12 protein-coding genes and 1 pseudogene are annotated in these 13,534 nt (G+C 39.5%); 3 read left to right on the forward strand and 10 right to left on the reverse strand.

The window, feature by feature from the left end; translation table 11 throughout:
• Both AMR95_RS00210 and AMR95_RS00215 read left to right on the forward strand, forming a co-directional pair.
• A complete protein-coding gene (locus AMR95_RS00210; protein WP_058837214.1) occupies nucleotides 1-759 on the forward strand; it encodes a DUF4097 family beta strand repeat-containing protein in 759 nt (252 codons plus the stop codon).
• A 218-nt stretch (nucleotides 760-977) separates the two neighbouring features.
• Complete coding sequence (locus tag AMR95_RS00215; protein WP_058837215.1) at nucleotides 978-2,366, forward strand: amino acid permease; 1,389 nt, start codon at nucleotides 978-980, stop codon at nucleotides 2,364-2,366.
• A gap of 39 nt (nucleotides 2,367-2,405) precedes the next feature.
• On the opposite strand, the gene AMR95_RS00220 is transcribed toward AMR95_RS00215, so the two are convergent.
• The 5 genes from AMR95_RS00220 to fabF form a co-directional block, all read right to left on the reverse strand.
• Entirely contained in the window at nucleotides 2,406-3,287 is an 882-nt protein-coding gene (locus AMR95_RS00220) for a glycerophosphodiester phosphodiesterase (RefSeq protein WP_058837216.1), read from the reverse strand.
• A 92-nt stretch (nucleotides 3,288-3,379) separates the two neighbouring features.
• Nucleotides 3,380-4,714 (reverse strand): glycerol-3-phosphate transporter, encoded by a 1,335-nt coding sequence (gene glpT / locus AMR95_RS00225; RefSeq protein WP_041088787.1) that lies wholly within the window; start codon nucleotides 4,712-4,714, stop codon nucleotides 3,380-3,382.
• A 224-nt stretch (nucleotides 4,715-4,938) separates the two neighbouring features.
• Nucleotides 4,939-5,709: a SurA N-terminal domain-containing protein gene (locus AMR95_RS00230; RefSeq protein WP_058837217.1), complete on the reverse strand. Its 771-nt coding sequence runs from the start codon at nucleotides 5,707-5,709 to the stop codon at nucleotides 4,939-4,941.
• Between the two features lie 152 nt (nucleotides 5,710-5,861).
• Nucleotides 5,862-7,925 (reverse strand): thioredoxin domain-containing protein, encoded by a 2,064-nt coding sequence (locus tag AMR95_RS19550; protein ID WP_058837218.1) that lies wholly within the window; start codon nucleotides 7,923-7,925, stop codon nucleotides 5,862-5,864.
• A gap of 140 nt (nucleotides 7,926-8,065) precedes the next feature.
• Entirely contained in the window at nucleotides 8,066-9,298 is a 1,233-nt protein-coding gene (gene fabF / locus AMR95_RS00240; RefSeq protein ID WP_058837219.1) for a beta-ketoacyl-ACP synthase II, read from the reverse strand.
• Nucleotides 9,299-9,401: 103 nt separating this feature from the next.
• On the opposite strand from fabF, the gene AMR95_RS00245 reads away from it, so the two are divergent.
• Nucleotides 9,402-10,238, forward strand: coding sequence for a helix-turn-helix transcriptional regulator (locus AMR95_RS00245; protein WP_047204154.1), 837 nt, complete (start codon nucleotides 9,402-9,404; stop codon nucleotides 10,236-10,238).
• 171 nt (nucleotides 10,239-10,409) lie between these two features.
• Here AMR95_RS00245 and AMR95_RS19355 read toward each other — a convergent pair.
• The 5 genes and pseudogenes from AMR95_RS19355 to AMR95_RS00265 all read right to left on the reverse strand — a co-directional run.
• Nucleotides 10,410-10,526 (reverse strand): annotated as a pseudogene (locus tag AMR95_RS19355) (DUF255 domain-containing protein); the annotation flags it as partial.
• Nucleotides 10,527-10,697: 171 nt separating this feature from the next.
• A complete protein-coding gene (locus tag AMR95_RS00250; RefSeq protein WP_058837220.1) occupies nucleotides 10,698-11,207 on the reverse strand; it encodes a hypothetical protein in 510 nt (169 codons plus the stop codon).
• Nucleotides 11,204-11,872, reverse strand: coding sequence for an ATP-binding cassette domain-containing protein (locus tag AMR95_RS00255; RefSeq protein ID WP_058837427.1), 669 nt, complete (start codon nucleotides 11,870-11,872; stop codon nucleotides 11,204-11,206). The genes AMR95_RS00250 and AMR95_RS00255 overlap by 4 nt, the downstream gene beginning before the upstream one ends.
• 13 nt (nucleotides 11,873-11,885) lie before the next feature.
• Nucleotides 11,886-12,698 (reverse strand): hypothetical protein, encoded by an 813-nt coding sequence (locus tag AMR95_RS00260; protein ID WP_058837221.1) that lies wholly within the window; start codon nucleotides 12,696-12,698, stop codon nucleotides 11,886-11,888.
• Nucleotides 12,685-13,491, reverse strand: coding sequence for a hypothetical protein (locus tag AMR95_RS00265; protein WP_058837222.1), 807 nt, complete (start codon nucleotides 13,489-13,491; stop codon nucleotides 12,685-12,687). Before AMR95_RS00265 ends, AMR95_RS00260 begins: the two co-directional genes overlap by 14 nt.
• Between the last annotated feature and the right edge of the window lie 43 nt (nucleotides 13,492-13,534).

The following is a 13,534-nucleotide window of genomic DNA, read 5'->3' on the forward strand; positions in this document are numbered from 1 at the left end:
GTGGAGCATACGGTTCAAATTGAAGAATTGGTCGTAGAATTATCGCTTGATTGGCTGCTCGGAGAGGTGCGTATCCATCACCATGATCATCCTTATCTCATCATTCGTCAAACGACCAATCAAGTCTTTCCAAAGCGCTATTTGCTGCATCATCAGGTAAAAGGTGGGCGGCTGGTCATTCAAGATAGACGAAAAAGAATATTCAGCTTAGGACTGCACCTTTATCAAACAGATCTCACTATTTATCTTCCGAAAAATCAAATACAGTCTATGTCCATTCGTTGTAAAGGAGCAAATCTTCAGGCAGAAGAACTGAATGTGGAAAATGCCTATGTTCATTTAACTTCTGGAAAGACGTTGCTAGCAGGTGAAATCAAGCGTCTCCATTTGGAGACAGTTGGTGGACTTATTTCTAGCCGGCAGCTGGCCGCGCAGACATTGTCATTGCACGCCACATCGTCAAAAGGTGAGTTGACGGGTGCTTTCTCAGATGTTGATCTGCATGTAACAGGTAGAAGGATACAAATTCATTCTACAAGCATGCTACATTCACTTAAGTCTATTTCAACTGGAGCATATGTCAAAGTGGCGATTCCGGAAAATGATGGGTTTACTTGTTATGTAAAGAAAAGATCTGGCGCTTTTCGAAATGACTTTTCTTGTCACCGAGAGAAGGAGAACATGGTGCATAAGGATGGAAAACGATCCTTTGAGGTTGATATAAGAGGTGGTCAGTTTCTATTAAGTCATCAGCATTGAAGTAACTTTCTTCCCTTGATTCAATATATCAATATAAAACAATTTGAAACTCTTTTTATGTCAGAATATTTTGTTAATAGTGTTTTCCTCAAAAAAACAATTGTTTTTTAAGGGTAGATTTATTATGATAATATACATCGAAAGATTGATGTTTCTCAATCAGAATGAAAATTCTGATTTTTATTTTTTATGTTGTTTGTTGATGAGGGGGAAGAAAAGTGGCTCAAAAGGAATTAAAGAGAGGGTTAAGTGCCCGCCATATTCAAATGATTGCTCTTGGCGGCACAATCGGTGTTGGCTTATTTATGGGGTCAGCGAAGGCCATTCAATGGACAGGTCCATCGGTTCTTCTAGCGTACGCAGTGTGTGGTATTTTTATCTTTTTTATTATGCGAGCGATGGGAGAAATGTTATATCTTGAGCCGAGTACAGGGTCGTTTGCTACATTCGGGCATCAATATATTCATCCGCTTGCAGGGTATATGACGGCTTGGAGTAACTGGTTCCAGTGGGTCATTGTCGGAATGTCTGAAATTATTGCTGTTGGGGCTTATATGAAATATTGGTTCCCAGAGCTGCCTGCGTGGATTCCAGGGTTAATTGCGATGATCATTTTAGGAGCGGCCAACTTGATTTCGGTTAAGTCGTTCGGTGAATTTGAATTTTGGTTTGCGATGATCAAAATTGTGACGATTATCTTGATGATTGTTGCAGGTCTAGGCATTATTTTCTTCGGATTTGGAAATGGCGGGACGCCTATTGGCTTGTCTAATCTGTGGGCGCACGGCGGGTTCTTTACAGGTGGATTTACCGGGTTCTTGTTTGCATTGTCGCTCGTCATTGCTGCCTACCAGGGTGTTGAGCTGATTGGGATTACAGCAGGTGAAGCACAAAATCCAGAAAAGACGCTGACCAATGCCATCAAAAGTATCATCTGGCGTATTTTGATTTTCTATATCGGTGCGATCTTTGTCATTGTGACTGTGTATCCGTGGGATCAGCTGAATACGCTTGGCAGTCCATTTGTGGCGACGTTTGCGAAGATCGGAATTACAGCAGCGGCTGGTATTATTAACTTTGTTGTGATTACAGCAGCGATGTCAGGCTGTAATAGTGGTATTTTCAGTGCGGGCCGTATGCTTTATACATTAGGTGTAAATGGTCAGGCGCCTGCTTTCTTTACAAAAATTTCGAAAAATGGTGTACCGTATTTTGGGACATTCGCTGTGCTGATTGGTTTAGCGATAGGAGTTGTTCTGAATTATGTTTCTCCGCCAAACATTTTCGTCTATGTGTATAGTGCGAGTGTTCTTCCTGGGATGGTGCCTTGGTTTGTCATTTTGATTAGTCATATTGGCTTCAGAAAGGCGAAAGGGGCAGCGCTTGAAAAGCATCCGTTCAAGATGCCGTTAGCACCGTTTTCTAACTATCTTACAATTGGATTCTTAGTAATGGTACTTGTGTTTATGCTCATTAATCAGGATACGCGTATTTCTCTTATTGTAGCAATTGGGTTCTTGATTTTAGTGGCGCTTAGCTTTTTTGTATTTGGAATTGGGAAACGAAAACCGATTGAAACAGCTTCTTCTGATCAAACGATGAAATAATCAAAAGCCTTGCGGAGTGGACCGCGAGGCTTTTGTCGTTTACAGAGAAGCTTTGACACGCTGAAAGACATCTGGATAGTTGGTGAAAAGACCGGTGACGCCGTATTGCAGAAGACGTGTCATGTCTGCTTCGCTGTTGACCGTATATGGATGAAGGAGGAGTCTGTGGCTTCTGACCTGCTGGACGTTTTCAGGTGTTAAAGCTCTAAAATTCGGTCCGACTCCCACGGCGTACGTTTTAATAAAGTCGAGCTGATCGTCTGTGATGGATGTCATTTGGGCTCTGTCTAATAGCTGTACTTTTGGCAGGCGTGGAGCTAATTTCTGCAGCTTTAGCAGGCTGTCTTGACTAAAGGATTGTATGATAACCTGCCCTTTTCTTGTGTGTTTTCCAAGAAGATGATGTTTCTTTAAGGCGGCCAATAGTTTTTCTTCCATTTGCGGATAAAGGTCTGGTTTTTTTGTTTCAATATAATAATTCTCTCGTTTTCCGAAATAGCGCAGCACCTCATCTAATGTAAGGACTCTCTGTCCGATATAGTTGGCATTTTGTCTGTCGGGATTGGCTTCGTTAAACCACGTCCCGGCATCAAGCTGTTTGATTTCGGCAAGTGTGAGGTCTTTGACCCAGCCTGTTCCGTTTGTGGTCCGGTCAACGGTTTCGTCGTGCATCACGATGAGATGTCCATCCTTTGTCATTTGAAGATCGAGTTCGAGGTAATCTGCATTCATCTTTGTGGCGAGTTTGTAGGAAGCCAGGGTATGCTCTGGTGCATACCCTGATGCTCCGCGGTGTGCAACGGTTAAGATGCGATCTGGAGATAAAAGATGTTCATGAGCCGATATGGTGGCCGGCACCCACGCAAAAGACAGTAAAGCAAAAGAGAGCAACACGAAAGCAAGTAATCTACTTTTCTTCATATTTTAACCTCCTTTTACGGTAACTGCCTTCATCATAAGAAATAGATGTAAAGAGCATGTTGGGCGGATATGAATCTTTTATGTGATTTTCATTAAGCTTGCTCTACGCGTTTTCCTGTATTCCATGTCATCGCGAGGAAAACAATCGCAAGCACACAAGAACCAACCAGTAAAATGAAGCCTCCTGTCCAGTCATAGTGATCGACGACGACACCCATCATGGCATTGGCAAAGGCAGAGCCGCCAATGTAGCCGAAGAAGCCTGTCAGTCCGGCAGCAGTGCCAGCTGCTTTTTTCGGAGCGAGATCAATGGCTTGAAGTCCAATGAGCATGACCGGTCCGTAAATCAAAAAGCCGATGCTGATGAGGGCAATGTTATCGACCATTGGATTGCCAGCAGGATTTAGCCAGTAAACGAGAACGGCAATTAACACCCCGACCATAAAGATGACGCCAGCTGGTGCGCGGCGGCTTCTAAAGAAGCGGTCACTAATCCATCCGCACAATAATGTACCGGGGATGCCTGCATATTCATAAAGAAAATAAGACCAGCGTGAATGCTCTGGTGAAAAGCCCTTCGCTTCTGTTAAGTAGGTCGGCGCCCAGTCAACAACACCGTAACGGACGAAGTACACAAACACGTTGGCAATGGCGATATACCATAGGAATTTATTGTTGAGTACATATTTAAATAAAATCTCTTTCACTGTTAATTCTTTTTCTTGATCCTCATATTTTTGTGCCGGATAGTCATTTCGATATTCCTCGATTGGCGGAAGACCAGTGGATTGCGGGGTATCCCGTACGAGAAGAATGATCACGAAGGAGACGATAATGGCAATGATGGCAGGGAAGAAAAAGATACTTTTCCACGTCGCAAACAGCACAATTCCTAATGTGATAAGCGGTGCAAGAATCCCCCCGCCGATATTGTGAGCGACATTCCAAATGGACATTTTCGTACCACGTTCACTAACCGAAAACCAGTGTGCCATCGTACGTCCGCATGGCGGCCACCCCATGCCTTGAAACCAGCCATTTAAGAACATGAACAAAAACATGATCCATACACTGGATGTGACCCACGGAAATGAGACAAATAGGATATTGATAAGAGCTGATAAAAAGAGTCCGGCAGCTAAAAAGTATCTGGGGTTACAGCGGTCTGAGATCATCCCCATGATGAATTTACTAAAGCCATAAGCAATGGATACGGCTGCGAGTACAAAGCCTAATTCACTTTTCGTGAACCCCTCTTCCTGTAGATATGGAATGGCAAAAGCGAAATTTTTGCGCAGCAAATAGTAGCCCGCATACCCGATAAAGATGCCTAGAAAGACTTGCAGCCGCAGCCGCTTATACGTCTCGTCTGTTTTGGCATCATCAAGCCTGTCGATATGCGGAGCAGGTTTAAACCATTTGAACATAAAGATCCTCCTTTTGTAGATGTCCGATTGACTGAAGCAAAAGTACGAGAATGGCTTTTGATCCTGTACCTTTTCAGAGACAAAAGAATTGTTAGCGCTTTCTTTTGTACTCCCATCATATCGGATGAAAGAGACGTTTATGATGAGGCTTTTGTCATAAATTTGGAAAAATGGTTCGTGAAGTAACAAAAAAATCCGCACAATGGCGGATTTTTTCTTAGCTGTTACAGAGACACATTAATTTTCGCAGATTTCTTTAGCTTTTCAATTTCTTTTTGTACTTCTTTCTGCTTTTCTTGAGATTCTAGCTGTTTTTTAATTTGTGATTTAACCTCTTTGTATTCTGGTGCTTTTTGCTTTTGTTTTTTCATTTGGTCTGCGTATTGGTCATAGTACGCTTTGACGTCTTTCTCAGAGACGGAGGCTGATTTGATTTGTTTGTCGACATATTGGCTGTACTTGATGCTGTCGGCAATGTCACTTTTCAGCTGATCCAATGTAAGTCCGCTCTTTTTCAGTGCTTCTTCGAATTGAGCGTTGTCTTTAAACTGTTTCTTTTCTTCCTTTAGCTGCTTATCTACTTCTTTGTCAGAGGCTTTGAAGCCCTTCTTCTCAGCATCTTGCAGGATGAGCTCTTGGCCTACGAGCGCATCAATGGTTTGTTTCTTGACTGCTTTCTCGCCTTCTTTAGAAGTTGGGTCTTGCCCGGACTGCTGAAGCTGGCCTTGGATGGTAGATAAGGCGCTATTGTATTCACTGCCTGTGATTTTGTCTTTGTTGACGGTCGCAACGACCTTTTGATCATCGATTTTTTGTGCGTCTAATTTCTTTTGCATTTCTTCCATTTGCTTTTGCTGCTCTTTTTGATCAGCCTGTGTTGTTTCCTTGTTTTTGGCTGCATCGTTTTGCTTATCTTGTTTGGCATCGTTAGACGAGCAGGCTGCAAGCCCAACAGATAACAGACAAGCGATGAGTGTATATGATACCTTTTTCATCATTTTCTCTCCTTTCGGTATGAGAACGTCTAGTGCGCATTCTAACCGTTTTTTAGGAAAAATAAAACCGTACAGACAATTTGTTAGCGGATTGACATGTTTTTTATCTGTTTGTCCTCATTTTGTCTTCTGATAGTCATCATATGACAAACTTAATCGTGGAATAACTGTTCCATCACTTCGTCGATTTGGGTGATCGGCTGGCGGCAGCTGTAGTTTTCACAAATATACACGGTGGTGCTGCCGTCGATTGTTTTGTAATCTTTTGCAAATGGTGCGAGCTTGGCTAAGTCATTTCCTGTTTCGGCTGTCAAAATGATATCAAATGGCATAAATCGTTTCCGAAGCGCCTGTAAAAACCGTTCTTTTTCCGGATCTCCGTTTTTCCCAAGAATGATGATTTCTCTTTTTGCCGCATATTGACTCAAGAGCCCTTGCAGAAACGCTGTGTGTCCGCTTGGGTAGGAAGAGACATCGACATAAAAGGCTTTGAACATCTGTTCTAATGTTTTCAGCCAGTCTTGACGTCCAGTCATTCTGCTTAGCTTCAGAAGCTGGTGGAGTGCGGTGCTGTTACCAGAAGGCATGGCACCGTCGTACACTTCTTTTTCTCGAACGAGGAGCGCTTCCGCATCTGAACCTGAGAAGAAAAAGCCCCCTTTTTCCTTGTCCCAAAACAGCTCAAACATGTTCTCCGCAATGGCTGTGGCTTTTTCCAGCCAATCTAATTCAAAGGTCGCTTCATATAAAGACATATACGTTTTTAGCATATGCGCATAATCCTCTATAAAGCCGAGATGCTTCACGTCACCTTCTCTGTAGCGGACCATAAGCCGCTCATGTTGAACAAGATGTGTTTCTAGAAAAGACATTGCCTGCTGCGCCATAAGGATCGTTTCCTCTGCATCAAAGACCCTTCCTGCTTTGGCGAGAGCTGCGATCATCAGCGCATTCCAAGATGTGAGCACTTTGTCATCTACAAGCGGCGCGGGTCGCTGCTGTCTGACTGATTGTAAAATGTGTCGGGCTTCTTGCAGCTTAGAGTGAAGTGTATGGTCATCAATTGAAAAAGAGGTTTTGATGTCCTCAAAAGAGGTGGAAATGGTATGAGGGATGTTCTCCCCTTCAAAATTCCCCTCTTCTGTGATGTGATAGACTTCGCAAAATAAAGCGCCAAGCTCCTCTCCTAAATGAGTGATAATTTCATCCTTTGACCAGACGTAATATTGTCCTTCTTTCCCTTCAGAATCTGCATCTATCGCTGAATAAAAGGAGCCTCCTGGATTCATCATATCTTGTTTAATAAATTGAATCAGACGTCGGACAAGCTTTTCATACTCAGGTTTTGAGGTGAGCTGATACGCTTCTGTGTAAGCTTCCAGCAGCAAGGCGTTATCATACAGCATCTTTTCAAAATGAGGCACCAGCCATTTTTCATCCGTCGAATAACGAGAAAAGCCCGACCCAATATGGTCGTATATACCGCCATTTGCCATGCCGTCTAACGTTTTCGTGACTGCATATAATGCGTTCTCCTGCCCTGTCCATTCGTAATAGCGCATCAGAAATGACAGCATATGAGGTGCAGGAAATTTCGGCGCGGAGCCGAAGCCGCCATACAGCGTATCAAAGCTGCTCATGAGCTGATAATAGGCTTTGTGAATTGCCTCTTGAGACAGCGTATTTTCTGTCTGCCCGGCTGCTTTGATCCGCAGGTTATTTGTTGCCTTCTCTGCCAATGATTCAATATGATCTCGGTCGTTATGATACGCATCCAGCAATTGTGTCAGTGCCTCGATAAAGCCAGGACGTCCGTATGCACTTCTTTTTGGAAAATATGTCCCCGCATAAAAAGGCTTTTGATCCGGCGTGATAAACACGTTGAGCGGCCAGCCGCCTTGCCCCGTCATCATCTGACAAACCGACATATACATAGAGTCGATATCTGGACGCTCCTCACGATCGACTTTGATTGAAATGAAATGCTCGTTTAAGATATCAGCGACTTGTTGATCTTCAAAGCTTTCGTGTGCCATGACGTGGCACCAGTGACAAGTGGCATAACCGATGCTGACAAGCACAGGTTTATTTTCACGCTTGGCTTTGTCAAAGGCTTCTTGCCCCCACGGGTACCAATGAACTGGGTTGTGGGCGTGCTGAAGGAGATACGGTGATTTTTCATGGATGAGTGGGTTGGGTGTTTGGTTGTTTGGCATGGAATCACCTTCCTTTCTAAATGTTTTTAGTATTTTCTTTTCTCTATTTAATATATCAGATTGCTGTTGACCGTCATCATTTGTCTGTGAGGTATTCCAAAAATGAAAAAATCAAGGGCTATAAACCCTTGATAGCTACATCAATCGTAATGTTTTAATAAGATGGCTGAATTATGTCCTCCAAAACCAAAAGAATTGGATAGCCCATATTTCAATGGAAGCTCCCTCGCTTCTAATACAACATCTAAATTGCAGTCTGGATCTTGATTCTCTACATTAATAGTTGGCGGAATCATTCCTCGTCTCAAACTTTCCACTAAAGCAATGGCTTCTACTCCGCCGGCAGCACCAAACATGTGCCCAGTCATTGACTTGTTTGCCGTTGTTGGAATTTCACCTGAACGATCACCAAATAATTTTTTAATCGCTAGAACTTCTGAACGATCACCTACTTGTGTACTTGTTGCATGAGCACTAATAACATCAATTTCATCTGTTGATATGTTTGCACTTCTCAATGCTTTTTTCATGGCTAAGTAGGCACCCTTACCTTCTGGGTGTGATGCTACCATATGATGAGCGTCTGAACTAGCTCCGTATCCCACTACTTCACATAATATCGGTGCATCTCTAAGAATTGCGTTTTCTAATGATTCTAATACTAAGATACCTGCCCCTTCACTCATCACAAAACCATCTCTATCTGTATCGAATGGACGGCTGGCTCGACTTGGGTCTTGGTTTCTAGTAGATAGTGCATGTGCGTTTCCAAAACTGGCCAAAGATATTTGTGAGACGGCAGCTTCTGCTCCACCGGCAAATATAATATCTGCATCATCATTTCGGATCGCATTGAAAGCTTCACCAATAGAGGTGTTCCCAATAGAACAAGCTGTGACTGGTGACAATGATGGCCCTTGTGCCCCTAATCTTATGCTGATTTGGGCCGCAGCCGCATTTGAAATCATCATGGGGACAAGGCTGGGGCTTACTCTTGAGGGACCTCGTTTATCTAATACATTTACTTGATCAACAAGCGATTGGATTCCCCCGATCCCTGAACCAACATATACGCCTAAACGTTCAAGATCAACTTGATCTAACTGTAATTGTGAATTTTCTAATGCTTGTTCGGCTGCTGCTAAGGCAAACTGACTAAAGCGATCTAAACGTTTTGCTTCTTTTCTTCCCAATATTTTATCTGCATCGAAATCACGAACGATTCCAGCTATTTTTGTTTTATAATCAGTTGTATCAAAAGAATCAATGAGAGATATTCCCGATTGTCCTTTGATTAGTTGATTCCAAAAGCTATTTACATCATTTCCAAGTGGAGAAATAATTCCCATTCCAGTAATGACAACTCTTTTCATGATCATTCCCTCCTTGTTTTTATTAACTTTAGCCATTGTGTTATCCTATTACAAGTTGTTGTTTATCCTAGTATAATTAATAATATTTTAAAGGGAGATCTTTATGAAACCTGAAACTAGACTTCAAGCTTTATCTGAATTTCTAAAGAACCAACGTTCGAAAATTACGCCCCAAATGGTTGGTTTACCTGTAGGAACCCGTAGAAGAACACCAGGATTAAGAAGAGAAGAAGTGGCTCAACTAGCCGGTGTGAGTCTTACTTGGTATACATGGTTAGAGCAAGGCAGAGATATAAAAGTATCTACTTCGGTATTAGATGCGATTTCTCGAGCATTACAATTAAATAACGATGAAAGGAGATATTTGTACGCTTTAGCGTTAGAGGAAGGAGTGAAACAATCCTTTATTATTGAGAATGAGAAGGAAATCAGTCCGGCTTTAGTGAAAATGTTGCAGGAGCTTCGTTATTGCCCAACGATAATATCAGATAGAAGAAGTCAAATTGTTGGGTGGAATCAAGCAGCAGCTAATGTGTTTTTGGATTTTGAACAAATCATTCCGGCAGAAAGGAATATCATACGCTTACTATTCGCAAGAAAGGAATTTAAAAGTCTGGCCGTGAATTGGGAGCATTTTGTTAGAGGATATATCGCCATATTTAGAACGTATTATGGACAGTATGTAGCTGATGACTGGTATGAGCAATTTATAGAAGAAATGGAGCAGGCATATCCTGAGTTCCGTAAAATTTGGAATGAAAATGAGATCAGCTATGCGCCTGAAGTATTAATTGAATTTCGTCATGCTAAGGCAGGTAAAATGTTGTTTAACCTCACTTCATTACAAGTGTATGGGGATACTGATTTAAGATGCAGTGTCTATACTCCAGTTGAGGATACTGATACGGAGCTTAAGTTAAAGCGATTAATTGAAGGATAGGTTTCGCTTGGAGAGTGGAATTGATACGAGGAATACTTCTTTAAATTTGGGTAGACATAAAAACAACTCGTATAGCTCCGATTCGTTATTTGTATTTGGATGTAGTTACTGTGTGCATCTAATATAAAATAGATCCTATACCATCAATGGCAAGTTCCTTTGGTTATCCCCATACTCAACCGATACAAAAACTGGTTTGTTTTCGCGTTTCGCTTTCTTGAATGCTTCGTCTGACCATGTGTACCAGTTGACCGGATTATAGGTTTGTTGGAGAAGATATGGAGACTTTCAGTGATTAATCGGTTGAGCATTTTTTGTTTGTCATGAGTTCACCTGCTTTCATATATTAATTTCCTGCGTACTTTAACTTTAGTGAGACTTCGTCTTTTTAAATAAAAAAATCCTCTAAAAATAGAAGAGGATAATAGGATGTATTTCTTTTAATATGAATAGTATATGTTACTTGAAGTAATCAATTTCCACAATGAATTTTTCAACTGATATTCCATCGCTCCCAATCATATGGAGTTTAGGAGTTTTTAAATTTTTCTCACCATTATTTCCAAATGTAAAGGTGACTGTACCATTTAAATATTGATGAGGATTTATATCTTTAATTCTTTTCCCTGTCTTATTATTAATAAAGTCTATGGTCTGGGTTTCTTCCTCTCCCCTCATCATTCTATAAAATTCAGGATGTAGGGGGAGTTTATCGTTTGTTTTATTTTTTAATGTAAATGGTATGCGGTATTCAGTTACTTTATTTCTCATTTCATCAATGGTATTAATTTTCTTAGCTTTTTTAAACGTATGACTTATTTTTAGAAATTCAAATGTTTCATTTGTCGTCAGGTTTTTTTCTGTTACTTTATAGTTGGAGTATTCACTATTCACTTGTTGATAGCGGAACATGCTGATTAAGATAAAAATTATAGTTATCACTGAAATTACTATTACTTTTTTTCTCATTTTTCTTTATCCCTATCAATAATCGTTTCCTTTATAATTTCACCAGATTCAATATCATAAATCGTATCTGAAACCTTTTGAAGAGTTTCTTTATCATGGCTAGCAATTAAAATTGTTTTACCTTCATTTTTTAATGCTACGAGTAATTGATGTACTATTTCGACTGCTTTCTCATCTAAAGCATTAGTAGGTTCATCTAAAATGAGCAAATCCGGTTTTTCCATAATTGCTTGAGCTATTCCCAAACGTTGTTTCATCCCAAGAGAATACTTTTTAAACTTTCTTTTGTCATTTGGATCAAGCCCTACACGAGAAATCACAGCAGAAATTTCGTTATCGTTAATTTTATTCTGAATCATAGAGAGCAATTTTAGATTAGCAAAACCAGTATATTCTGGTATAAAACCAGGATACTCTATTAATATTCCAACATTTTCGGGAAATGAGATGTCTCTGTGTAATTGTTTCCCACCTACAGTGACTTTTCCATCACTTGGTTTTACTAATCCGGATAAGACACGAAACAACATTGTTTTTCCGGATCCATTAGGTCCACGAAAACCATAAATATTCCCTTTTTTTAATGATAAGTTAATATTCTTAAGGACGTGGTTTTTTTTTATAAATTTGTTTAATGCCTCAACTTTAATATATTCTTCTGACATAGTTTCACCTCTATTAACATTCTTTTTCATGATCATTGCCGTATTCATTTAAAAAATCTTGTTTGATAAAAATTTTATATGCAAGAAAAGTAAAAAGTAATCCAAAACCACTAAATAAATAAATCATTCTAGAAAATAAACCTGGTATAAGCCAAGATGTCATTTCTAATGACAGTGAGTCATTAATGAAAGAAAAACCAAAATAAATATTAAGCATTTTATCAAGAATGACAGTAGATGAAATGATAATAAAGCTGTATATATAATTTTTACTTAACAAATAGCAAACCACAACAAATAGTCCGATCAGATAGAATGCCAATAAACTTGTAATCAGATATCTAATTAACATGATATTAGATGAAAAGTATTTATCTAAAGGTAGTTGATCGCCATATGTTAAGTATGGAGCTCCTTTTGTAGATAGCCAAACGTTGTCCCACCTTCCTGACAGGAACCCACCCAAAAGGAAACCACTGATTAGATATATAAGAGTGAATATTAGACAGATCCAAAAGACACGTAATAATAACGATAAAAATACTCTTTCTCTTTTTTGATAACGAACAAAACGAGAAGAGTCAAAAAAAGGTACGAATCCAAATGAAAAAAACATTAGAAAAAGGGGTAATACGGGAAAAACAAATGTATAGGAAGAGAAAAATAAATTTAAAGATTGTGGTATTCCCATTATTCCTTGTTCCGGTATACTTTCTTTGACTAAATATAAAATACAAAGCAAATAACAAAAAAACCAGATGAATAATCGCACTTTATAACGGTAGATGTCGAGTAAAACGATATGGAGTTCTTTAACGAATAACATTCTTTTTAACCCCTAGAATGTATAATGAAATACTTAACATAAATCCGATAAACAAGTGTAAAACAAGACTTGCTAGACTCACACCATCTGTAGCCTGTTGTTGCAAGAAGCTTGTTGATATCATTTCCTGATGCCCTAGTGTTGAAAGTACCATGTTTATGACATATAAACTTGCAAAAGGTGTAATTAGAACAACAAATGATTTTTTAATAAACATTCCAAATCCCAAAGCTATACTTGCGAACATACCAGAGAAAATACCAATTAATATTACATATAAAAGCATATGAACAAAGGGATGTGTATAATATAGATCTGGTAAGAAAGTATTATCAGAGTCTAAAGGCATCTCATTGTTAATCGCTCTATCAGGTTTTATATTTGGAAGTCTCATGAAAGACAAATAAATATTTAATAATAGAGGAAAGACAGCTGTGAGCATACCTGCTAAAAAGTTTATAAGAAACAAACTAAAGAAATATTGTTTTTGTTTTCCTCTAATAATTAAAAAGCGAATAAAACCAGTTGATCGATCTCTTGAGTACAGGTCTGAAAATGGAAGTGTTGCTAAAATTGGTAATAAGAACATGTAAAGTGCTGGATAATCTGATATTCCACCAATCCCCATCCATTTTGTATAAGGGGTAAAAGAAATTCCTCCAGTAAGTTCTAAATGTTCTTTTAGTGGCATTTCTTCTGTCCAAAAATATGCAATTGCTAGAATTGCACCAATGGCTAATGATATGTAAAAAGATGGGCGTTTTATTAATCGTAATATAAGCAAATAAAACATGTATCTCTCCATTTCGTTTATTTAAAAATAAATGTAGAAGCGA

Origin of the sequence: Bacillus sp. G1(2015b) (assembly GCF_001482475.1) — a bacterium.
GTDB lineage: Bacteria > Bacillota > Bacilli > Bacillales > Bacillaceae > Bacillus > Bacillus safensis.